We start from the raw sequence: 23,790 nt of genomic DNA, 5'->3' as shown, positions 1-23,790 counted from the left end.
AAAAGGGAACAGATTTGGCGGTGCCCTCGGGCGAACCTTTCGCGCCGCTCGCGGGTTCGAACAGGGACAAACAGGAAAGGAAGCCCCATGAGCTATCGACGCTTCGCCGCGATGATCGCGACTTCGACGCTGGTCATGTTCATCCTCATGTACCTCAACAGCTATGCGCTCGACCATCAATTTTACAGCCAGACGCGCACCTGGATGGCGCTGCTGATGGGGGCGACGATGGCGGTGATCATGCTGGGCTTCATGTGGAGCATGTACGACGGGCAGCGCACCAAGGTCGCGATCGTCGCGGGCGCGCTGATTGTCGGCGCCGGGTCGCTGTGGTTGGTGCGCAGCCAGGCGACGGTCGGCGATATTTCCTATATGAAAGCGATGATCCCGCACCATTCGATCGCCATCCTGACGAGCAGCCGCGCGCACATCCGCGACCCGCGCGTGCGCGAACTCGCCGACGAGATCATCAAGGCGCAGGTGCGCGAGATCGACGAGATGAAGAGGCTGATCGCCGATATCGAAGCCAATCCGATCCCCGACGACGCCCCCGACCTGCCGCCGGCAAAAGCAGCTTCCTGATCGAACCGACGCCGGTCAGGCGCGCGGCCGATGGTTGGCGTGGCAGATCGCCACCGCCAGCGCATCGGCGGCGTCGGCTCCCGCGACCTTGGCGCCGGGGAGGAGTATGCGCAGCATTGCCTGCACCTGCTCCTTCGCCGCGCCGCCGGTGCCGACAACCGCTTTCTTGACGAGGCGCGGAGCATATTCGGCCACCGGCAGGCCGCCGCGCGCGCAGGCGAGCAGCGCGACGCCGCGTGCGTGGGCGAGCTTCAGCGTCGATTGCGGATTGTCGTTGACGAAAACTTCCTCGACCGCGGCGTGGGTCGGCGCATGGTCGGCGATCACGGCAGCGAGCACTGTGTCGAGATGCGCAAGGCGGTCGGGCAGCAGGGCCTTGGCGTCGGTCTTGACCTGACCGTTGGCGATATGGCTGATCCGGCTGCCCTCGACGCGAATGACGCCCCAGCCGGTGCAGCTGAGCGACGGATCGAGGCCGAGGATGATCATCGAAAAATCCTCCCCGGAACGGGGAGGGGGACCGCGAAGCGGTGGAGGGGGCTCGCGGTTTCGAGCGGCGCTAAAGGCCGCACCCCCCCTCCGTCAGCGCTTCGCGCTGCCACCTCCCCACAAGTGGGGAGGATTGGGTTCAACCCAGTTTCTCCATCACCGCGTCGGGGATGTCGTAATTGCCCCACACGGTCTGGACGTCGTCGTCGTCGTCGAGCGTGTCGATCAGCTTGAACAATGTCTGCGCGGTCGCCTCGTCGGCGACTTCGCTTTTCAGCGTCGGGCGCCACGCAAGTTTGACGCCTTCGGCCTCGCCAAGCTTGGCCTCAAGGGCTTTCGCGACTTCGTGCAGGCTATCGACGCTGGTCCAGATTTCGTGGCCGTCATCGGACGATTCGACGTCGTCGGCGCCCGCGTCGAGCGCGGCTTCGAACACCGTGTCGGCGTCGCCCGCGCTTGCCGCATAGCTGATCATGCCAAGGCGGTCGAAACCGTGGCTGACGCTGCCCGATGTGCCGAGATTGCCGCCATTCTTGCTGAAGGCGGTGCGGACGTTGGTCGCGGTGCGGTTGCGGTTGTCGGTCAGCGCCTCGACGATCAGCGACACGCCGCCCGGGCCATAGCCTTCATACCGGATTTCCTCATAATTCTCGCCGTCTCCGCCGCTCGCCTTGTCGATCGCGCGCTGGATATTGTCCTTTGGCATCGACTGCGCCTTGGCGGCGTTGACCGCGGCGCGCAGGCGCGCGTTGGCGTCGGGATCGGGCAAGCCCATCTTGGCCGCCACGGTGATTTCGCGGCTCAGCTTCGAAAAGAGGCTGCTGCGCTTTTTGTCCTGTGCACCCTTGCGGTGCATGATGTTCTTGAATTTACTATGGCCGGCCACGGCCTACCTCCATCAACGGGATAATCTGGCGTCGCCCCTAGCGCGGCGAGCCGTTTCAGACAACCACGGCGGTTCCCGACGCGCTGACCATCAGCATCGAGCCGTTCTGGCCGAGGACTTCATAGTCAAGGTCGACGCCGATCACGGCATTGCCGCCGAGCCGCACCGCTTCGCCCTCCATCTCGGCAATCGCCTGTTTGCGCGCGCGGGCGAGGACATCCTCATATTTGCCCGAGCGGCCGCCGACGATGTCGGTGATGCTGGCGAACAGGTCGCGGAACAGATTGGCGCCGACGATCACTTCGCCGGTGACGATGCCCAGATATTCGCGGACCGGATGGCCTTCGATCGCATTGGTCGTGGTGCTGAACATCGTCATTCTCCCTGCTGGATATCGGCGGCGGTGTCAGGCGATTCCGAGCGCCGATTTATACACGTCGAGGATCGCTTCCATTTCCTTGCGGTCGTGCGGCGGCATTTTGCGCAGGCGCACGATCTGGCGCATGATCTTGGGGTCATAACCCTGCGACTTGGCCTCCAGATACACGTCGCGGATATCGTCGGCGATGCCCTTTTTCTCTTCCTCCAGACGCTCGATACGCTCGATGAACAGGCGCAATTGTTCGTCGGACACGGTGGCTTCGCTCATTTTTCACTCCGCTGGATTGGATTGGGATGGCGAAGAGAATCGCCTTGGCCGCTCACCTAGCGGCCTCAAGGATTCTTCGCCATGCTTTCTTCCATCCGGGCAAGCTGTTCGGGGGTGGCGGGGGTGTGATGGCGCGCCTTCCATTCGGCGGTCGGCATGCCGTGGACGATTGCGCGGCCGCTCTCCTTGTCCATGTCTCCCGCTTCGGCGATCCAGTCGCCGAGGCAGTTGCGGCAAAATCCCGCGAGTCCCATCAGGTCGATGTTGGCTGCATCGTGGCGGTGCCGGAGCAGGCGGACGAGCCGCCGGAAGGCAGCCGCCGCGACCGCATCGTCGAGGCTGTCGAGCGCATCGCCGGTCGCCAAAGGGTCGTCGCTGCATGACATGGGGTTTCTCCGTTCGTCGATGAATAGCTATACGGCGGTTGCACTGGCGCGCGCGGCGCGCCATGCGGTCGCCATAACCAAAGATGACATAGCGGAGCAATCGTGGTCCAGAGCTTTACCCCCCGCCAGCGCAAGGTACGTATTCTGGCGACGCTTGGCCCCGCCAGCGCGAACCCCGAAATGATCGCGGCGCTGCACCGCGCGGGCGCCGATGCCTTCCGCGTCAATATGAGCCACGGCGACCATGCGGGCCATGCCAGGGTCATCGCGGCGATCCGCGCGCTCGAAAAGGAGACGGGGCGCCCGACGACGATCCTCGTCGACCTGCAAGGGCCGAAGCTGCGAGTCGGAGCGTTCAAGGATGGACCCGTCGAGCTGGCCAAAGGCGCGCCGTTCGTCCTGGACGCCGACAAGGCGGCAGGTGATGCGACGCGCGTCCACTTGCCCCACCCCGAACTGTTTGCAGCGCTCGAACCCGATACCCGGCTGCTGATCGACGACGGCAAGCTGGTGCTGCGCGTTCAAAGCGTCAGCGCCGACCGCATCGAAACGACGGTCGAGGTCGGCGGCAAGATTTCGGATCGCAAGGGCGTAAACGTTCCCGACGTCGTCGTGCCGCTCGCCGCGCTCACCGAAAAGGATCGCAAGGACCTCGCCTTCGCGCTCGAACAGAATGTCGACTGGGTTGCGCTGTCCTTTGTACAGCGCCCCGAGGACGTTGCCGAGGCGCGCCGCCTGATCGGCGGCAAGGCGGCGTTGCTGGTCAAGTTCGAAAAGCCTTCGGGGGTGCAGCGGCTGGAGGAAATCCTCGAGATCGCCGACGCGGCGATGGTCGCGCGCGGCGACCTTGGCGTCGAACTGCCGCCCGAGGCGGTGCCGCCGCTGCAAAAACGGATCGTCGCGACCGCGCGCCGCATGGGCAAGCCCGTCGTCGTCGCGACGCAGATGCTCGAATCGATGATCGTCTCGCCCTCGCCGACGCGCGCCGAGGTGTCCGACGTCGCGACCGCGGTCTATGACGGCGCCGACGCGATCATGCTGTCGGCCGAAACCGCCGCGGGCGCTTGGCCGGTCGAAGCGGTGACGATGATGGATTCGATCGCGCGCTCGGTCGAGAGCGACCCCGACTATTTCCGGCGCCTGCATTTCACCGAAACCGCACCCGACGCGACGACCGCCGATGCGCTCGCGGAAGCGGCGGGGAGCATCATCGGGACGATCGGCGCCGACGCGATCATCTGTTTCACCGCATCGGGGTCGACCGCACGCCGCGTTGCGCGCGAGCGGCCGGGCGCGCCGCTGCTCGTGCTGACGCCGCGCAAGGAGGCGGCGCGGCGCATGGGGCTGCTGTGGGGCGCGCACGCCGTTTCGACGCGCGACATCGACAGCTTTGAGGAGATGATCGCCAAGGGCAAGCGCATGGCGCTGCGCCACCGGATCGGAAAAGCGGGGTCGAAACTGGTGATGATGGCCGGCGTTCCGTTCGGCACGCCGGGGTCGACGAACGTGCTCCACGTTGCCACGCTGACCGGCGACGAGCTCAAGGGTTACGCCTGAACGATTCAAAACGGCACAAAAGTTACCGGGCGATTCAGAAAATTTTCGAACTGATTCAGTCCGGGACGTGTAAAAATGGTAAACGGACTTTGCACCATTGACGCTGCACGGCATATTCGGTGCAATTAGCCGGTCGCTCCCGCGTTGGGGGATCAGCTTTGCAAGCCCGGAGGTCCATTTCGCGTGTCCGCACCATTCCGCTTCCCGCGTTTCTTCGTAACGAGCCCCGCGCCGTGCCCCTATATCGCGGGCAAGACCGAGCGGAAGGTGTTCACCGAGCTGAACGGCAATAATGCAAGCGAGCTGAACGACGCGCTTGGCCGCATCGGATTCCGGCGCAGCCAGTCGGTTGCCTATCGTCCGAGCTGCGCCGATTGTTCGGCGTGCGTGTCGGTGCGCGTGTGCGCAACCGAGTTCAAGCCCAGCAGCTCGCAAAAGCGCACGATCCGCCGCAATCGCGATCTGAAGGTCAGCGCCTGCAAGCCCTGGGCAACCGATGAACAATATGCGCTGCTGCGTTCCTACCTGGCCTCGCGTCACCCCGACGGCGGAATGGCCGACATGGACGAGCAGGATTTCGCCGACATGGTCGAGCAGACTCCGGTCGACAGTTTCATGATCGAATATCGCGAGCCCACCGACGACGGCAGCCGAGGGCGACTGGTCGGCTGCTGCCTGACCGACCGCCAGGGCGACGGCCTGTCGATGATCTACAGCTTTTTCGACGCACATCATCCGCTGCGCGAAGGGCTGGGGACCTATATCATCACCGACCATATCCTGCGCGCCGCCAATGCAGGGCTTCCCTATGTCTATCTGGGCTATTGGATCGACGGGTCGACGCGCATGGCCTACAAGGCGCGCTTTCGCCCGCTCGAACGGCTCGGCCCCGATGGCTGGTCGCGGTTTGAGCCGGTCGCGTCGGACAAGCTTGCCAAGCTGTTCGAACTCGCCTGAACGGCGCCAGAAATTCGCCCACGCCGGTTGACGTTCCTCCGCTTTCAAGGGCATAGCGCTATCGCCAGGACATAAGTTCGGGTCGCATCCGTATTGGACTCGCCGGAGGGGCTGGCGATGGGGGGATTGGGATGCCCGTTCGCGCATTCGTCAGCTTCAGGACCAGTCGGACGCCGGTTACCTGGCGTCAAGCGGTCGTGCGCCGATGAGCGAAGCTGTCAAGGTCGCGATCATCGGATCGGGCCCCGCGGGGCTCAGCGCCGCCTCGCGTGCGGGGCAGCTCGGGATGAGCCATGTGCTGCTCGAAAAGACCGACCATCTGTCCGACACGATTTTCAAATATCAGAAGGGCAAGCGCGTGCTCGCGACGCCCGAGCGGCTGGACCTGCGCTCCGACTGTCGTTTTGCAGAGGGCGCGCGCGAATTTATCCTTGGCAATTGGGACGAGGATGCGGCGAACAACAAGGTCAATGTGGCCTATCACGCCGATGTCGTCGAGGTGACGGGACAAAAGGGCGATTTCGCGATCAAGACCGCGAAGGGCGATGTGTACCGGGCCGAGAATATCGTGCTCGCGATCGGGACGCAGGGCAATCCGAACCGGTTGCGCTGCGAAGGGTTCGACCTGCCGCATATTATCTATCAGGTCGATGATCCCGAAGATTTCAAGGACAAGCATATCACCGTCGTCGGATCGGGCGACGCGGGGATCGAAAATGCGTTGGGCGTCGCCGAGGAAGCGCTCGAAAATACCGTCACCATCCTCAACCGCTCAAAGGATTTTGCGCGCGCCAAGGCCAAGAATGTCTCCGATATGATGGACGCGGGCGAGAATGGCCTGCTGAGCATCCGAACCGAGACGCAGCCCAAGAAGGTCGAACCGGGCTGGCTGATGCTCGAAACGCCCGACGGCGAAGAGAAGATTCCGTGCGACGTGATTGTTGCGCGGCTGGGTTCGGTTGCACCGCGCGGCTTCGTCGAATCGATGGGGATCGAATTTACCGGTCCCGACCGCGAGGCCTTTCCGAAACTGTCGCCGACCTTTGAATCGACCGTCCCCGGCATTTTCGTGATCGGCGCGCTCGCGGGCTATCCGCTGATCAAGCATTGCATGAACCAGGGCTATGACGTCGTCGAGTTCATCAATGGCAATACCAGCCTGACCCCGGCGGACGAAAAGGATCTGGCGGCGATCTTTGCGGGCCTGCCGCAGCAGAAATCGGTGAGCGAGTGGCTCGACTATCTGCGCGAACGGGTGCGGATTTTTGCCGATGTGTCGCCGCTTCAGATGCGCGAGTTCATGCTCGATTCGAAGGTTGCCTTTTACCGCAAGGGCGAGGTGGTGTTCGAAAAGGGCGAGCCGGGGTCGTCATTGTTCGCGATCGCCGATGGCCATGCCGAGGTAGAGGTCGGACCGGACATCACCGTGCCGATCGAGCAGGGATCGATATTCGGCGAGGTCGGGCTGATTTCGGGGCGCAAGCGCGGCGCGACGATCCGCGCGGGCGCCGACGCGATATTTGTCGAGGTGTCGCGCACCGCCGCGCTCAAGCTGATGGCTGCGGTCCCCGGCGCCAAGCGCGTGATCAACCGCATTTCGCTCGAACGCCAGCTGCTCCAGATTTTCAAAGGCGGGCTGACGGTGGAGGATCTGGCCCCCGTCGTCGACGAGGCCGAGGTGATCCGCGTGCCTGCGGGCAAGGTCGTCATTCAGGAAGGCGACGCGGGCGACGATGTCTATGTCATCCGATCAGGGTCGATGGTGGTCGAAAAGGATATCGGCGGCAAACCGATCTTCCTCCGCTATTTGCCCGCGGGCAGCTATTTCGGCGAGATGGCGGTGCTCAATGACGAGCCGCGCAATGCAACGGTGAAGGCCGCCGTCGGTAGCGAAGTGATCAAGCTCACCGGCGCGGGCTTCAAGGCGATGCTTGCGGCGCGGCCGCAGGTGCGCGCTGCGACCGAAGCGGCGGTCGCCGAACGCGCGCAGATGAACAGCTTCATCGAATCGCGCAAGGCGAGCTATTCGAGCGCGGTCGATCTCTATTCGGACACCGCCAGCTTCATCATGAAAGAGGGGCTGGGCGAGGCGACCGATGCGCTGCTGATCGACGAAAATCTGTGCGTCGGCTGCGACAATTGCGAAAAGGCGTGCGCCGACAGTCATGAAGGCCTGTCGCGGCTCGACCGCGAGGCGGGGAAGACCTTCGCCCACCTGCACGTCCCTACCAGCTGCCGCCACTGCGAGCATCCGCACTGTATGGCCGACTGCCCGCCCAACGTCATCCACCGCGGCCCCGATGGCGAGGTGTTCATGGAACCGGGGTGCATCGGCTGCGGCAATTGCATGCGCAACTGTCCCTATGGCGTGATCCGCATGGAGGCAGCGCCCCCGCCCAAGCCCGGGCTCTTGAGCTGGCTTCTGCTCGGCAAGGGGCCGGGGCCGGGCGAACCTTCGCCCAAATGGACCAAGAAGCAGCTCGGCGACGAAAAACCCAAGAAAATTGCCGTCAAATGCGACATGTGCAAGGGGCTGGCGGGCGGACCGGCCTGCGTGCGCGCCTGCCCCACCGGCGCTGCGATCCGCGTGTCGCCCGAAGAGTTTCTGTCGATCGCGCGGCTCGACGAGGCGACCGACTGATGGCGTCGATCTTTCGCCGCCGCCGCAACCGGGCGACGCAGACCGAGCGGGTGCGCGAACGCCAGCACGAGGGGTTCCTGCGCTATGCGGGATTTCGCTGGGCGAAGATTTCGGGCGCGCTCGGCCTGATCGTGATCGTCAGCTACGCGCTGATCGACGTGACGCCGCGTCACAATGGCGGCAGCTGGTATGGCTATACGCTCGGCACGATCGGCGCACTGCTGATCCTGTGGCTCACCGCGCTCGGCTATCGCAAGCGCAAGATGACGAGCGATTACTGGTCGCTGAAGGCGTGGACCTCGGCGCATGTCTATCTGGGATTGAGCCTGATCGTCATCGGAACCTGGCACACCGGCTTCCAGCTCGGCTGGAATGTCCACACGCTCGCCTGGGCGTTGATGATGCTCGTCATTTTGTCGGGGCTTTATGGCGTTGTCGTCTATGCGACGCTCCCGCAGGCGCTGTCGAACAATCGGGACCAGATGACGCAGATGCAGATGCTGGAGGCAATCCGCGCGTTCGACCGCCAGCTCCACTCTGCCGCGCAGCCGCTGTCGCCCGCCGACACCGCGCCGGTGCTCGCCTCGCTCGACGAGAATCCGTTTGCGGGCGGTATCGGCGCGCGGTTGAGCGGCCGCTATCCCCGCTGCGCGACGGCGGCCGCGCTCAGCGCGCTGGCGGCGTCGCACGGCAGCGCCCCCGAAGCGCGCGAGAAGGTGGTTGGGCTGCTCCGGCAAAAGCAGGCGGCGCTCGCACGGCTGCGCGCGCATCTGCGTATTCGCGCGCTGCTCGAAATCTGGCTCTATGTGCATGTGCCGCTGACCTTTGCGCTGATTGCGGCGCTGTCGGCGCATATCATCAGCGTCTTTTTCTATTGGTAAGGCGGGGAGGGGGACGATGAGCTTCATCCTGCGCCGGATCGCGACGACGAAGACGGGCAAGCAGATCATCCGCGACCAGCCGCTGCCCGGCGATACGATCACGCTCGGCCGCGACAGCGCGAACACGATCCATGTCGCCGATCTGGCGGTGAACCCGCATCATGCGACGATCGGCAGCGGCGACGGGCGCACGGTGCGGGTGACCGCGCAGGAGGGGTTGGGTTTCGACCTCAACGGCCGGACCGAAACGGTGGCCGACATCGACAGCGCCGCGGGTGCCGAACTGCGCTTCGGCGGTCACCGGCTGACGATCGCGCGCGAGGATGACAAGATCATCCTGCTCGTCGAACGCATCGACGAGTTATCGCAGGCGTCGAAGGACGTCGACGAGGTCAAGGCATTCTCGCTCCAGAGCGTGCTTTTCGGCAAGCGCGTCGGTGCATGGACCTTTGCGGCGCTGATGCTGCTCGCCTTCCTGATCGGGCCGATCTGGGCGTGGCACAGCTATCGCGGCGTCGACGAGCGGCCGAACGGCTTTCATGCCGACAGCGCGTGGCTTTCGGGGCCGCTGTCGAGCGCGCACGCGAACCTGAAGAACGACTGCCAGTCGTGTCATGTCGACGCCTTCGTTGCGGTGACCGACAACGCCTGCGTCAACTGCCACACGGGCGAGCACAAGGCGATGAGCATGGCGCATGCGGGCGCTCCGACCGCAATGCTGCTCGCCGCGCGCCACCCGCCGGGGCTGGGCGAGAAGGTGCTCGCGGGCTTTGCCGAGGCGTTCAACAAGCCCGCGGGGCGCTGTGTCGATTGCCACACCGAGCATGAGGGCGCGGGTCCGATGGCGGCGACGCCCCAAAAATTCTGCGCCGATTGCCACGACGGCATGGCGGGACGGCTGAAATCGGCGGGGCATCCGACGATGCTCGCCGATGCAGCCGATTTCGGGACGAGCCATCCCGAACTTCGCCCCCTCGTCCGCCCTGCGGCGGGGGCAAAACCGGTGCGCGCGATGCCGGGCAAGCCGTGGCGCGATTATAACGGCCTGAAATTCCCGCACGACCTGCATCTGCAGGCGACCGGCGGCGTCGCGCGCATGGCCGCGAGTTTTCGCGGGCGTTACGATTTCGGCAAGAAGCTCGAGTGCGAAAACTGCCACCGCCCCGACGCCGACGGCGTGCGGATCAAGCCGGTGGAGATGGAGCGCGACTGCGCGATGTGTCACAGCCTCGCCTTCGAAACGGTCGGCGGCGTGACGCGCACCTTGCGCCACGGCGAGCCCGATCAGGTTGTCGCCGACCTGACGGCCTATTATCGCTCGACGCCCCCGGCGCGGCCGCTGCAACTTGGCGGAATGGCGCGGCGGCGCCCCGGCCAATATGCCGAGGGGCAGGTCTATAACATCTATTTCCGCGAGGTCGCGGCGCGTCCGTCGCGCGCCGCCGACGCCGTGCGCGCGGTCTTTTCCGAAGGCGGCGCCTGTTACGACTGCCACACGATCTTTCCGCCGGCTGCAGGAAATAATTGGCGCGTGATGGCGGTCAACCAGACGCCGCGCTTCCTGACGAAGGGCTGGTTCGACCATGACGCGCACCGCGAGACGGCGTGCGCCGATTGCCATGTCACCGCGACGGAATCGAAGGCCTCGACCGATCTGCTCGTTCCCGCGCTGCGCCAGTGCCGCGATTGCCATGTCGGCGAAGGCGGCGCGCGGATCGTCAAGGTCGAGACCGCGACCGAATCGCCCTGCGCGATGTGCCACGAATATCACTCGGACGGCGGCAAGCCCTGGCAACCGAAGCGCGAGCGCAAGCGGCAATTGTCGTCAATAACGCATCAACCATCACGAGCTATCTATGATGTGAGCCTGATCACAGGCAAGCGGGAGCGGGGCTTATACGATGTGTCGTGGCGCACACCTTCCTTGCAGGGGGCAAGGCAGGGCGGGTGAGTTTTTGGGGGTCGGACCAGCCGGCCGGAGCAGGGGACGGATATGCTGATCGCGCAGATCACCGATATCCATATCGGATTCGATCCGGACAATCCGGCCGAATATAACCGCAAGCGCCTCGACGACGTGCTCGACCTGCTCATCGAGGGGCCGAACCGCCCCGACCTGCTGCTGGCGACGGGCGACATCGCCGACCGCGGCGACGCCGACAGCTACCGCCGCCTCGAAACCGCCTTTTCGCGCTGTCCCTTTCCGGTGTGGCCGAGCGTCGGCAACCACGACCTGCGCGACAATTTCCACGCGCGCTTTCCCGGGCTCGACGACGGCAACGGCTTTGTCCAATATGTGATCGAGCTTCCCGAACTGCGCCTCGTGACGATCGACACGCTCGAGGAAGGGCGCCACGGCGGCGCCTTTTGCGACGTGCGCGCGGCGTGGCTCGACGCCGAACTGGCGAAGGCGCCCGACAAGCCGACCTATATCGTGATGCACCATCCGCCCGTCGAAAGCGGGATCGAATGGATGAACACCGACCCCGACGAGCCTTGGGTCGCGACCTTTACCGATGTCGTGCGGCGTCATCCTCAGGTGCGCGGGCTGATCTGTGGGCATCTGCATCGCAGCGTCACCGTGGCGTGGGAGGGGCGAACCGTCGCGATCTGCTCGTCGACCGCGCCGCAGGTGTCGCTCGACCTGCGCCCGATCGATGCGGACCACCCCGACGACCGCCCGATGATCGTCGCCGAAGACCCCGCCTATGCGCTGCACCGCTGGAACGGGCGCGAACTCGTCAGCTTTTACGACCATGCCGGCGCGCACACGATGCTCGCCAAATATGACGAGCGATTGCAACCGCTGGTCAGGGAATTGAAGTCGGAACGTCCCGCTTAGGACAAACCGGCCATCGCAAGCACGCCGTCGATCCCGCGGCTCGTTACCGCCGGGGCGGCATCGAATTGTTCGGGTGCGACGCCGAAGCGGTTGACCCACACGGTGCGATAGCCGAACCAAGTCGCGCCAACGGCATCCCAGCCTCCAAAGGCGGCAAATCCGATATTCTCGCGCGGCATGCCGAACGCATCGAGCGCCATGGCATAGGCTTTCGGCGACGGTTTGAAAGACTGCACTCGGTCGGTACTCAGCGGCGTCTCGAAAAATTCTGCGATGTCGTTGCGCCGTATGTTGGCTTCGAGTGTTGCGCCGCCAAGGTTCGACAGGAATGCCAATCTTATGCCCTCTGCACGCAGGCGTTCAAGCGCGGGAGGTACATCGGGCCAGATGGCGAGTTCGTCATACGCGCCGACGAGCGCGGTCCGCGCTGAATCGTCGAGCGGAATCTGCATCGAGCGGGCCGTAAAGCGCAGCGCGGCGTCGGCAATCGTGCGAAAATCGCGATAACGTCCGGCAGCGGTTTCGAGCCAGCTATAGCCGAATAGCTTTGCCGACCATTGCGCCGCCAACGCCTTGCCCTTCTCGCCGTAAATGTCCTGCGCGCGCGCGGCGATGCTGCGCGGGTCAAAGATCGGAAATGCGTCAAAGGCGACGGCGCGAATGCCGAGTGGCTGGGCGCGCAGGGAAGGTGCTGCGGCAAAGGCAAGGGCGGCGGTCGTCCCGGTCAGCACGCGACGGCGATCAACACAAGTCTGGGTTGGCATATTAATCCCGGGAAAATCTTCGTGCCCCGATTTCGCTGGCACCGCGAGATTGGTTACCGCAGAGGCCTCAATATCCCAATGTCAGATTCACTTGCGGCGTAACGTCCTCGCCGGTTTTCCAGCGGTCGAGATTTTCGAGGAAGCGCTCCGCCGAGCGCACGAACATCTTGTCCTGCGCGCGGCCCGACAGGTGCATGGTGATATGCGCGTTATCGAGGCTCCACAGCGGATCGTCCTCGGGCAGCGGCTCGGGTGTCGTGACGTCGAGGAAGGCGGCGCCGAGGCGTTTCTGGTCGAGCGCGGCCACGAGCGCATCCTGATCGACGACGCTGCCGCGCGCGATGTTGACGAGCGTCGCGGTCGGCTTCATCGCCGCGAGTTCCGCCGCGCCGATCATTCCGTCGGTTTCGGGGGTCGCGGGAACCGCGAGGATCACCCAGTCGAACTCGCCGAGCCGTTCCGGCCACTGGTCGGGGGTCAGCGTGTCTTTCCCCGGCGAGCGGCGGACGATCGTCACGTCGACAGCAAAGGCCCGCAGCCGTTCCTCGACCAGCTTGCCGATCGCGCCATAGCCGAGCAGCAGCGCCTTCGACCCGAACAGCTCGATCTTGCCCGGCGAGTCGGTGAGCCATTCGCGCCGGTCCTGCGCGCGCACCACCTCACGATAGCCCTTGGCGATGGTGAGCATCCCCATCACGACATATTCGGCGATGGTGATCGCGTTGATGCCGGCGCCGTTGGTGACGACCGTCCCGCGCCTGGCGAGCAGGTCGAGCGGCATGCCGTCGACCCCGGCGTAGATCGAGTTCAGCCATTTGAGGTTCGTCGCAGCGGTGATGACCGCGGCCATGTCCTTCTTGTCGTACATGTCGAACCAGCCGATTTCCGCCTCGGGAGCGAGCGCCATGGCTTCGTCCTTCGACAGGAAGAAACGCGGCTCGACCCAGTGGGGCAGGCGGTTTTCGACGAGCGGGCGGATAAGGCCCGACAGGACGGTGACGGTTTTGGTCATAAACGATCCTTCTGATCCTCCCCATCGACTTGCGATGGGGAGGTGGCATCGCGAAGCGATGACGGAGGGGCTTTTCCGAATCTGTTCAGGCGGTCTTCGACCATGTCGACAACAGATTGGGCGACGGTCTCGGCGCTGTCCAGCACCGCGCGGGCGGAAATGCGGATCGTGTCGATCCGATTGGCGCGCAACCAGGCGTCGCGCCGTTCGTCGTGTGCGGGGTTGCCTCCCATATCGTGCGCGATGCCGTCGATCTCGATCGCCAGATTGGCGCGGGCGCAGAAAAAATCGAGGATATAGGGGCCGGCGGGATGTTGCTTGCGGAACCTGTGGCCGCCGGGCGCGGTGCGCAGGATTTGCCAGAGCAGGGTTTCGGGCAGGGTGAGTTGGCGGCGGAGCCGTTTGGCGCGGCGGATGGTCCAAGCGGGTTTGTCTGGACGCACCGTCGTTGCCCCTCCACCACCCGCTGCGCGGGCGGTCCCCCTCCCCATCGCAAGTTGATGGGGAGGATTGGCTCTTAACGATCCTCCCCATTGACTTGCAATGGGGAGGTGGCAGCGCGAAGCGCTGACGGAGGGGCCGCTTACGCTTCCAGCCGCCAGTCCCAGCCGAGCGGGTCGCCGTCCATCACCTCGACGCCCGCGGCGATCAGTTCGTCGCGGAGTTTGTCGGAGGTGGCGAAATCCTTGGCGGCGCGGGCTTCCTTGCGTTTGGCGAGCGTGGTTTCGATTTCTTCTTGGGCGATTGTCGCGGACTTCGGCCGGACACGCAGGTCGGCGCGCTCGATGGTCAGCAGATCGAGGCCGAGCACCGCGTCCATCGCGGCGAACGCCGCGCGCTTCTGGCTCGCGTCGACCTTTTTCATCGCTGCGGCTTCCTCGAGCAGGGTCAGCGCGACGGGCGTGTTGAGATCGTCCGACATGGCGGCGTCAAACTTTGCCAGTAGGTCTGCGACCCACCCCGGAACGGGGAGGGGGACCGGCGAAGCCGGTGGAGGGGGTTGGCGGTCTTGCACTGCATCGGCGGAAGGACGCCGCCCCCCTCCGTCATCGCTGTGCGATGCCACCTCCCCGTTCCGGGGAGGATCAAGTTTTTCGACAGCCATCACCAGCCGCTTCAACCGCGTCAGCGCCGCACCGAGCCCCTCCCAAGAAAACTCCAGCTCGCTGCGATAGTGTGCCTGGAGGCACATCAGGCGATAGGCGAGGGGGTGGTAGCCCTTGTCGATGAGCAGTTGCACGCGCAGGAACTCGCCGCTCGATTTCGACATCTTGCCCGAGCGTTCGACGAGGAAATTATTGTGCATCCAGATGCGCGCGCCGCTGTCGGCAGAGCAGCTGTGCGCCTGGTTCTGCGCGATTTCGTTCGGATGATGGATCTCGCGATGGTCGATGCCGCCGGTGTGGATGTCGAAGGGGAAGCCGAGCAGGGCCTCCGACATCACCGAGCATTCGAGGTGCCAGCCCGGTGCGCCCTTGCCCCAGGGCGAATCCCATTCCATTTGGCGCTTCTCGCCCGGCGGGGTCTTGCGCCAGATCGCGAAGTCGGCGGGGTGGCGCTTGCCGTCGACGGGATCGATGCGGCTTTCGCCTTCATCGGTGGCATGGCGCGCGAGGCGGCCGTAGTCGGCGACGGTCGACGTGTCGAAATAGAGGCCGCTGTCGAGCTCGTAGCAATGCTTGTCGGCGATCGCCTTCGCGAACTCGATCATCTGCGGGACATAATCGGTCGCGATCGACCAGTGCGCCGGCTGGCGGATATTGAGCGCCTTCACATCGGCCCAATAAGCCTCGGTATAGTGCCGCGCGATATCCCAGATCGATTGCGCCTTTTCGGCGGCCGCTTTCTCGAGCTTGTCCTCGCCCGCATCGGCGTCGTCGGTCAAATGGCCGACGTCGGTGATGTTGATGACATGCGTGAGCTTGTAACCCTTGAACGACAGCGTGCGCCCGAGCGTGTCGGCAAAGACGTAGGCGCGCATATTGCCGATATGCGGGTAATTATAGACCGTCGGGCCGCAGCTGTAGACGCGCGCCTCCGGCGGGTTCGCCGGATCGCCAGGAACGCCGGGGTGGACGGGCTCGAAGATTTCGAGACGGCGCGTGAGGCTGTTGAACAGCTTGAGCGGCGGGGCAGGGGCATCGGTCATGGCTTGGCCCATGCCCCGCGCCGGGGTTTCCCGTCAACCGAAAGCCAGCGCGCGGGTTGCGGCGCTATTCGGTCGTCGGTGTCCACAGATCGTCGTTGCCCGCGCCCGTCACGGGGTCGTCGAGCAACGGCTCGCCGGTCAGCGGGTCGAGGTCGCGCATCGTGATGAGCGGCGCCGACAGGACATTGCCTTCGCCATCCTCGTCGCTCTCGCTCGTTTCTTCGATGACGTCCTGAACCGGAAAGTCGCTTTCGGACTCGGGCGATGGCGGCGGGAAAATGCCGCAGACGCCGGGGTTGGCAATGAGGCAGCCGTTGAGCGTCGAGCGCGGGTCGTAGGTGCCCGCGGTCGGGGCCGAGCCGTTGAAGCTTAGCAGCGGGAGCACGTCGAGTCCGGTGATCTGCCCGTTGGCCTCCAGTCGCACGCCGTTGATAACGACGCGCACATTCGAACCGAGCGTATCGACATTGAGCCCCTGCGCCCCGAATGTGAACCCGCGGCGCGCGTCAAAGTCGCTGCTGGTGCCGCTGTTCTGTACGTAAAATCCGCCGCTGACAGCCGCGTTGATGCCGCCCGCAAACAGCGCGCCGTCGCTGAGCACTATGCCGTCATTCTCCGCAAGCCGCGCCCCGATCGCGTCGGTCGAGTTCGCCGCGGCAACGTCGGCGATGGCGGCCGCAGTCGCGACGATGATGTCGTCCGACGCCATGTTGAGCATCCCGGTCGGGACGCCGCCATTGTCGAGCCTGACGCTGCCCTGGCCCAATATCACCTCGAGCGCGTCGTCGGCGAAGAGGTTGAGGCTGTTGTTGGCCGTAAGCCCTGTCATCTGGACATTGCCGATGACGCGCATCTTGCCCGGTGTGCGGATCGTCAGCGCGCCGCTCGCGCCGATGTTCGAACCCGGCGTTCCGCCGGCTACGGTGAAACTGTCGACGATGACGTCGGGCGGTGCGGCCGACCCGACCGATCCGCTGCCGACATCCTGCACATCGGGCGCGACAATCTCTATCGCGGTGCCGAAAATGCGCATCATTTCGTCGGCGTCGAGGTGGTAACCCGCGCGCGTTCCGGTGCCGCCGATGAAGGTCTGCACGTCGCTGCTGTTGTTCGTAAGCGACAGGTTATCGGTCAGACCGGCGCTGCCCACCTGCGCCGACGGGCCGATGTCGATGTCGGCCGACGCCAGCGCGATCGAGCGCGCGGCAATCGCTCCGTCGACGAGCATCGTCGTCAGTGCCGAGGCGCCAAGCGTGTCGCCGACGGTGATCGAGGTCAGCGCCATTTGCCCGCTGGTTGCCGCGAATTGCGCGTTCCCTGCCACATCGGCAGAGAATATTGTCAGGCTGCCCGCCTGCACCGTCGCGTCGCCGACATCGGTGACGAGATTGCTGAACGTCAGTGCGCCCGAACCGGCGATTGCGGCCGAAAGGCCGCTCGCGTCGACGGTCCCGCCCGCCGAAAGCCCGTCGATGGCGATCGCCCCGTCGCTGCTCGCGAGCAAGACGTCGCCCGTTGCCGCGACCGAGCCGCCGGTGATCGGACCGGCGGCGGTGATCGCAATATTGCGCCCGGCGCCGACCGGACCGGTCATATCGACGCTGTCGGTCGAATCGACGGCGACGTCGCTGAACGCGTCGATATTGGCGAGCGTCGTCGCTGCGCCGGTCGTGCGGATGCTGCTGTCGCCGCCGTTGAGGCCGGTGCCCAGCGTCGTCGCGCCGTCGACCGCGATGGTCGTCGCTGCGCTTATCAATATGTCGTCGCCCGCCGACAATCCCGCGGCATCGACGGCACCTGTCGCAGAGGCGAGGACGATGTCCGACCCGTCGAGCGAGCTGCTGCCTCCGCCCATGCCGATCGTGAAGCCTGATCCGCGCGCGAAGAACAGTTCGAATCCGTCGATCCCGCTCGCATCGGCGGTCGCGTTGGCGATGGTGATGTCGCCGTTGGCGCGCACGCCGATGTCGTCTCCCGCGGTCACGTCGGTCAGGTTGGCGGTCGTTCCGGCGATTACCAATATGTCTTCGCCCGCGGTCGCATTGGTCAGCGTTACCGATCCGTCGCCGTTGACCCCCATCATCCCCGCGGTGCTGCTGTCGGTCAGGGCGACATCGCCCGCCGCGTCGACAAAGCCGTTGCCTGCCAGCGGCGCATCGCCATTCTGCGGATCGGGAAAGCCCCCGGCTGCGTTGACGCTGGCCGTGATATTGGCGCCGGAGCCGAGGAATATGTCGCCGCCGGCCGAATAGCTGCCCGTCACGTCGCCGACCGCCGACACGGTAATCAGTCCCGCGACATCGGCCTGGTCGATGGCGACGCTTCCGCCCGTACCGATGGCGGACATCGAGTTGTCGCCCGTTATGCTGGCGACGCTGACGCTGTTACCGAACAGGTCGATGCTACCGAGAGCAGTGATAGAGCCGCCGGCGATACCTTCGGCGCCGGGGGCAGTGCCGGTCGCGTTCAGGCTGACGAAATCGCCCGCGTCGATGGCATTGAAGGCGATCGATTGGCCATCGACAAAGACAAAGCCGCCTGCGGTCGAATTGCCCAGGTCGACCGCGCCTGGCGAGGTCACGGTGATGTCGCCGCCGGTGATGATCGAGTTGAGGCCGGTGGTGAAGCTGCCCACCGTGGCAGTGAAGTCGTTGACCGCCTCCGCATGTTCGACGCTCGCATCGCTCGTGCTGCTCATCACGATGTCGCTGCCGCCGTTGAGCGTGTCGACCACGATCGTGCCCGTCGGGCCATTGGCGTCGAGCGTCATCGTCCCGTCGGCGGAAAGGATGCTGCCGGGCGCGCCAGCGATGCTTGTTCCCGCCGTCGCCGCGAATATGCCCGCGGCGTGGATTGTCGGAACGGTCCCTTCGCGTGCGTCGTGGCGAATGTCGATCTGGTCGCCCGCCTGGATGACCAGATCGTCACCGGCGTCGACATAACCGTCCGACGTTGCATAGACCCCGACCGAGCCGTCGGTGGTCAGCGACACCGACCCGAAGGAAGTGATGCTGCCGCCCGCGGTGCCGAGGAAAATGCCCGATGTGGCTTCGTCGAGATCGTTGTTGGTTGGATCGGCAAAGCCGAGCGCCTGGACGTCGAGGCTCGACAGTTCGATCGTGCCGCCCGCGCCGGTGCGCAGGACGACGCGCCCAGCACGCGTACCATTTGTCGCGATCGTCGTGTCGCCAAGGCCGACGAAACCCGGCGATCCGGTTGGCGAGCCGACAGCGTCGAGCGTCACGTGCCCGCCTTCGTCTTCGGTCACAATGCCGTCGGCGCCGTCGACGCCCGTTCCCGTTCCGGCGCCCCCGGCCCCCGCCGTTCCCGATACGCCATAGGCGGCGATGTCGATGGCGTTACCGTTGGACGTCACGGTGCCGCCGTCGCCGAACAGCAGCACTTCGCCGCCGATTCCGGCGCCGCCATTGCCGCCATTGCCGCCGCCAGAGCCGTCGATGAAGCCTCCGTCGGCACCATCGCCGCCATTGCCGCCAAAACCCGCGCTTTCGAGCAGGATGTTGCCGCTCGTCGGGGCAGGCAGGTTCACCGTGCCGCCGTCGGTCGCGATCAGCGCGAGCTGCCCGCCTGTTCCGCTTCCGCCATTGCCACCCGACGGCGAAACTGCAGGGCTCGCGCCAAAGCCAAGCGCCCCGTTGCCGCCATTGCCCCCCGAGCCGAAGGTCAGGAAATTGCCCTGTGTCACCGAAACATTGGCGTTCGGACCGTCGGCAAGCACGAGCGACACGCCGCCGACGGCATCGCCGCCATTGCCCCCCGCGCCATCGCGGCCGTCCGATCCCGCGCCGCCCACGGCACGCGAGTCGAGCGTTACGCCAAGGTCACCGGCATCGAAATCGTCGACGATCGCTTGCGCGAGACCGCCGAGCCCCGATCCGCCCGTCCCGCCGACATTGTGCTGACCGCCATCGCCGCCCGCGCCTTGCGCAAAGGCGGACAGTGCCACGCCGGGGTCGACCGCAGCAGTGAGGTTGATTGTCGAAACCCCGCCTTGCCCCGATCCGCCGGTTCCGCCGACGCCGACGCCGGTCGCGCCGCCGCTGCTGCTCGAAAAGAAGGAACTGCCGCCGTCCCCGCCGAATCCCGACGTGTCGGCTACCATATCCTCGGCAATGGTGGTGCCGCCGAAGTTGTTGACCGTCGCGGTGCCGCCGATGCCGTCGCCGCCGTCTCCCGTCGGGCCGGGGTTTCCGCTGAAGCTGAAAACATTGACGAAATCGCCGCCGTCCCCGCCCCGACCGCTGGCCGACGCCGTGACCGACGTCGTGCTGACCACTGCGGTGCCATCGATCGTGATGGTGACGTCGCCGCCCCGACCCGTTCCGCCTGCGCCGCCGGGAATGATATTCGCCATATCCTCGTCGCTGCCGGTCGTACCGGTGGCGCCGAGGCCATTTGCCGTTGCGGAAATATCGCCGGCGCCGATCGTGCCGCCGGTCAGCGTGATCGAAGCCGACCCACCGACGCCCGATCCCGGCGTGCCGTCACCCATGCCGCCGCTGCCGTCGGCTGCGACGACCAGTGATCCGACCGACGTCGTACCCGCCGTTTGCGTAAAGCTCGCGCTGCCGCCGGTTCCGGTTCCGCCCACGGCCGCATTGCCCGCGCCCGACCCTTGCGATGCAACCGTCACGAGGTTCGATGTCAGGTTGCCCGCGACATTCATCGACGCGGTTCCGCCCTCGCTGTCGCCGGTCAGGCTGTCGGCTACCCCGTTCGCAAGAACCGACAGGTCGCCAAGCGTAACGAGGGAGCCGCCCTCCGCGACATTGACCGATGCCGTGCCGGCCGCACCGTTGGCGCCGCCCGATTGCACGACCATATTGCCCGTCGCACCGACCTGTTGCGTCGCGCCGACGGTCAGGGTTGCGCTGGCATCGCCGATGAAGGTCGCATCGCCAAGAACGACAAGCCGCCCGTCGGCAGTCGGCCCCGGATTGTTGATCGGCGGCCCCATTCCCGCCAGCGGCAGCAGCGGCCCGCCTACAAAGGCGCCGCTCGCCTGCGCGACGACGCTGCTGTCGAAGATCGTGTCCGTGACGGTTATATTGGCTGCGACGCCGTTGACCGGCGTCGTGTCGAGTTCGCCGCCGACGATATTATATCCCGCCGACAGCCGAACCGCGCCGTCGGGTTCGATCTGCGGCGACATCGCATCCTGATAGCCGACATTGCCCGACACGAGCATGCCGACCGCGACATTCTTCGGGATCGCGACCATATAGATGCGGCTCTGGTCGGTATCGCCCTGCTGATGCGCCGGGCCCGTCGTCGTTCCGCTGTGCGTGATGACCGTGCCGCCTTCGGCGCCGACGAGTACATTGATATCGAACAATCCGCCGTTGATACGGATGTCGGCCTGTTCTGCCGCCACGAAGGCCGCCGAGCCGTCGACGCTGACCGAGCCCGCCTGCACGATGCGCGGGGCGACCATCGCAACATAGCTGCTGCCCGGATCGAGGGTGTTTCCGGCGGTGATGCTGCCGTTGACCGTGATCGACGACAGGCCGCCCGACGCACCGCGGAAACGGATCGAGTCATCGGTCGGATCGAGCAGGCCGCCCGTCGTGTCGATGTCGTTGCTCGTGAGCACAAGGCTGCCGACGTTGATGACGCCGGTCGCGCCGATCAAGATGCCGCCGGCATTATAGAACCAGATATTGCCGCCGCGCGGCCCGGTGGTGGATCCGATATAGCTGTTGACCGTGCCGTTGAGCGCAATCTGGCGGCTCAGACTGCCGCCGCCGCCGTCGACGAAGCGGTTGAGGACGGTATAGCCGCCGGTTCCGATGAAGTTCAGATTCTCGCCATCGGGCAGGAAGTCGATGGCACCGCCCGTCGGTGCGGTATCGGTCGGCACCCAGTTGATGATGCTCTGGTTCGATCCCAGCGTGACGGTCGTCGTATTGGTCGCGCCACTGTCGACGATCGAACTGCCCGCGCCTCCTCCGCTGACGAACGTTCCTGTGCCGGCAACCTGCGCCAATGCCGGGCCACCGCACGCCAACGCCATCATCCCTGCGGCGACCGCGCAACTGGTCATCAGGCGGTGTTTGCCGTGACGGGCTGACGAGGGGTTGGAACTGGCAGACATGGCAATGGTCCTTGATGCAAATCGCATGGCTCAGCGCGCCTTGATGCCGAACTGGGTCGTAAAAGAGAGCAGAAAGCGCGGGTCGGGTCGCTGCGCGAGGAAGCCGCCGCGGTTGAGTGGTACCGCAATCGTCGCATCGAGGCGCGCGCGGTCGCCATAGGCAACGCGCACGCCGCCCCCCGCCGAATAGAGCTTTTGCGGGTTCAGGCCGTTGAACACGCTGTCCTTGTTCCAAACCCACGCCGCATCGAAAAAGACAAAGGGCTGAAAGGCGAAGCTTTTGACGTTGGCGGGAACGAAAGAGCCGTAGCGCGCTTCAAGCGCCACCGCGACGCCGCTGTCGCCGATGACCGTGCCGGGGTCGAACCCGCGACCGACGGTGAAGTTGCCGCCCGAAAACTCCTCATAGGCGAGCAGCGGATCGCTCGCCCATTGCGCGCGCGGTGCCGCCGAGAGCGTGAACAGCTTGTGCGGGCGGAACTCGGCATGGGCCTGCGCGCGGACGAGAAATGCGTCGGGTTTGCCTTCGACGCGCGTCAGCGGGATGGCGCCCGGCGCAAAGCACGCCGCGCCGCCGGGTCCGCAATCGTCGCTGGCACCGAGGAACTTGACGCCCTGCCGTGCCTCGAGCGAGGTCGCGAGCGACCAGCGCGGCTCGGCGGGGCTGAAGCCGCTGCGCCCGGCGACCGACGCCGGATCGATCCAGCTTGCGTCGCCGCGCAGGCTGAAGATGCGTAGCCGGTCGCGATTGAGGGGGACGCCGCCGAACTTGATGTCCTGGTCGATGAAGTCGAGGCCGCCGCCGACGGTCAGCCGCCGCGCCTGCGTCAGCACCACTGGATAGCTTGCAAAAAGGCTGGCGATCTGGGTGTTCGACCTGATCGGAAAGGCGGGCACGTCGGGACGCGTCCAGGCGTAGGTATAGCTTGCACCCAGCCGCAAGCCTTCGCCGCCGATGCGAAACTCGTGCGCGAGTTGCAGCACCTTTTGCTCATCGAAATCGGGGGTCGAATAGAAGCTGACCGTCGTGAGGTCGCCCATTCCGGTCAGCCCGGCAAAGCGCGCGCGGTGGACGCTGCCCCAGCGGCCGACGTCGCGCGATCCGAAATTCTGCGTGCTGCCGTCGAGGAGGATGGGGGTGCGCGTCACCAGAACCTCGCCGACAACCTCGCCCGGCACCGCCCCCGGCCGCAGCGTCAGCCGCGCGTCGAGCCCCGGAATGTCGCCCGCGAGCAGCAGATAGCGCTCGGCCTCGGCGATGTTGAATACCGGCTGGTCGTCGAGCCGCGACAGATAGCGCGCGAGCAGGGCTTCGTTGGCGCCCGCGTCGCCGCGCACCTCGACCCGCGCCATGCGCGCGGCGAGGATGTCGAGCCGCACCACCCCGTCGCTGATCGTCTGCGGCGGTACGCGGATCGCGGCGAGAAAGCCCTTCGCGCGCAGCATCGTCGCCGCACGGTCGCGAATGTCGCAGACCACCGAAATCGGCAGGTCGTCGCCCGTGCGGTCGGTCCAGCTCGGCGCCAGCATTGCCGGGTCGATCCCTTCGACCGATGTGAACTCGACGCGGCGGACCGCGATGCGGATATTCGCATATTCGGGACTGGCGAGCGGGCAGGGCGACCGCTCGATCTCGTCATCGACGGCGACGATCTGCTCGCGCGGCGGCTGCGTCGGTGGCGGCGCAACCGGTTGGATTTCCTCGCGTGTCGGAATTTGCGGCGCGACCTGCGCCTGCGCGGCCAGCGGCAGTCCCGCCAGCGCGAGAGCCGCCGACCCGGTCAGCAGGATGCGGGCAGGATCACCCGCCGGTCGCTGCCGCTTGCAATGTCGCACTACCCCCATAACCGTCCCCACTCCTCGCGCGCCGACGCGCGAAA

General features: G+C 65.6%; 18 protein-coding genes. 7 read left to right on the top strand and 11 right to left on the bottom strand.

Features of this window, described 5'->3' with window-relative positions:
- Positions 1–87: 87 nt before the first annotated feature.
- Positions 88–582, top strand: coding sequence for a DUF305 domain-containing protein (locus tag JI743_RS08830; protein ID WP_201927947.1), 495 nt, complete (start codon positions 88–90; stop codon positions 580–582).
- A gap of 15 nt (positions 583–597) precedes the next feature.
- On the opposite strand, the gene ruvC is transcribed toward JI743_RS08830, so the two are convergent.
- The 5 genes from ruvC to JI743_RS08805 form a co-directional block, all read right to left on the bottom strand.
- Entirely contained in the window at positions 598–1,071 is a 474-nt protein-coding gene (gene ruvC, locus JI743_RS08825) for a crossover junction endodeoxyribonuclease RuvC (RefSeq protein WP_201927946.1), read from the bottom strand.
- Positions 1,072–1,210: 139 nt separating this feature from the next.
- On the bottom strand, positions 1,211–1,957 hold the full coding sequence (locus JI743_RS08820; protein WP_201927945.1) for a YebC/PmpR family DNA-binding transcriptional regulator: 747 nt from the start codon (positions 1,955–1,957) through the stop codon (positions 1,211–1,213).
- A gap of 55 nt (positions 1,958–2,012) precedes the next feature.
- Complete coding sequence (locus tag JI743_RS08815) at positions 2,013–2,330, bottom strand: YbjQ family protein (RefSeq protein WP_201927944.1); 318 nt, start codon at positions 2,328–2,330, stop codon at positions 2,013–2,015.
- 33 nt (positions 2,331–2,363) lie between these two features.
- A complete protein-coding gene (locus JI743_RS08810) occupies positions 2,364–2,606 on the bottom strand; it encodes a DUF2312 domain-containing protein (protein ID WP_033075583.1) in 243 nt (80 codons plus the stop codon).
- Positions 2,607–2,671: 65 nt separating this feature from the next.
- Positions 2,672–2,992 carry a DUF1244 domain-containing protein gene (locus tag JI743_RS08805; RefSeq protein WP_201927943.1) on the bottom strand — a complete coding sequence of 107 codons (321 nt, stop codon included), beginning with the start codon at positions 2,990–2,992 and terminating at the stop codon, positions 2,672–2,674.
- 102 nt (positions 2,993–3,094) lie between these two features.
- On the opposite strand from JI743_RS08805, the gene pyk reads away from it, so the two are divergent.
- The 6 genes from pyk (at position 3,095) to JI743_RS08775 (ending at position 11,870) form a co-directional block, all read left to right on the top strand.
- On the top strand, positions 3,095–4,549 hold the full coding sequence (gene pyk, locus JI743_RS08800; RefSeq protein WP_201927942.1) for a pyruvate kinase: 1,455 nt from the start codon (positions 3,095–3,097) through the stop codon (positions 4,547–4,549).
- Between the two features lie 183 nt (positions 4,550–4,732).
- A complete protein-coding gene (locus tag JI743_RS08795) occupies positions 4,733–5,506 on the top strand; it encodes an arginyltransferase (RefSeq protein WP_201927940.1) in 774 nt (257 codons plus the stop codon).
- 205 nt (positions 5,507–5,711) lie between these two features.
- Positions 5,712–8,147, top strand: coding sequence for a cyclic nucleotide-binding domain-containing protein (locus JI743_RS08790; RefSeq protein WP_201927938.1), 2,436 nt, complete (start codon positions 5,712–5,714; stop codon positions 8,145–8,147).
- Positions 8,147–9,028, top strand: coding sequence for a hypothetical protein (locus JI743_RS08785; RefSeq protein ID WP_227340304.1), 882 nt, complete (start codon positions 8,147–8,149; stop codon positions 9,026–9,028). The genes JI743_RS08790 and JI743_RS08785 overlap by 1 nt, the downstream gene beginning before the upstream one ends.
- Before the next feature lie 16 nt (positions 9,029–9,044).
- On the top strand, positions 9,045–10,979 hold the full coding sequence (locus tag JI743_RS08780) for a cytochrome c3 family protein (protein WP_201927937.1): 1,935 nt from the start codon (positions 9,045–9,047) through the stop codon (positions 10,977–10,979).
- Between the two features lie 42 nt (positions 10,980–11,021).
- A complete protein-coding gene (locus tag JI743_RS08775) occupies positions 11,022–11,870 on the top strand; it encodes a phosphodiesterase (protein ID WP_201927936.1) in 849 nt (282 codons plus the stop codon).
- On the opposite strand, the gene JI743_RS08770 is transcribed toward JI743_RS08775, so the two are convergent.
- From JI743_RS08770 to JI743_RS08745, 6 genes are all read right to left on the bottom strand, one after another.
- Positions 11,867–12,601 (bottom strand): haloacid dehalogenase type II, encoded by a 735-nt coding sequence (locus tag JI743_RS08770; protein ID WP_227340307.1) that lies wholly within the window; start codon positions 12,599–12,601, stop codon positions 11,867–11,869. The two genes, JI743_RS08775 and JI743_RS08770, sit on opposite strands and share 4 nt — an antisense overlap.
- Positions 12,602–12,701: 100 nt before the next feature.
- Complete coding sequence (locus JI743_RS08765) at positions 12,702–13,646, bottom strand: D-2-hydroxyacid dehydrogenase (RefSeq protein ID WP_201927934.1); 945 nt, start codon at positions 13,644–13,646, stop codon at positions 12,702–12,704.
- Positions 13,643–14,089, bottom strand: coding sequence for an endonuclease domain-containing protein (locus JI743_RS08760; protein ID WP_330902355.1), 447 nt, complete (start codon positions 14,087–14,089; stop codon positions 13,643–13,645). Before JI743_RS08760 ends, JI743_RS08765 begins: the two co-directional genes overlap by 4 nt.
- 140 nt (positions 14,090–14,229) lie before the next feature.
- Positions 14,230–15,795 (bottom strand): cysteine--tRNA ligase, encoded by a 1,566-nt coding sequence (gene cysS / locus JI743_RS08755; protein WP_201927931.1) that lies wholly within the window; start codon positions 15,793–15,795, stop codon positions 14,230–14,232.
- Between the two features lie 64 nt (positions 15,796–15,859).
- Positions 15,860–21,910 (bottom strand): beta strand repeat-containing protein, encoded by a 6,051-nt coding sequence (locus JI743_RS08750; RefSeq protein ID WP_201927930.1) that lies wholly within the window; start codon positions 21,908–21,910, stop codon positions 15,860–15,862.
- A 30-nt stretch (positions 21,911–21,940) separates the two neighbouring features.
- Positions 21,941–23,755 carry a ShlB/FhaC/HecB family hemolysin secretion/activation protein gene (locus JI743_RS08745; protein WP_201927929.1) on the bottom strand — a complete coding sequence of 605 codons (1,815 nt, stop codon included), beginning with the start codon at positions 23,753–23,755 and terminating at the stop codon, positions 21,941–21,943.
- Positions 23,756–23,790: the final 35 nt, after the last annotated feature.

It is taken from the genome of Sphingopyxis jiangsuensis (genome assembly GCF_016734905.1).
GTDB lineage: Bacteria > Pseudomonadota > Alphaproteobacteria > Sphingomonadales > Sphingomonadaceae > Sphingopyxis > Sphingopyxis jiangsuensis.
This window is presented reverse-complemented; position numbering and strand designations above follow the sequence as displayed.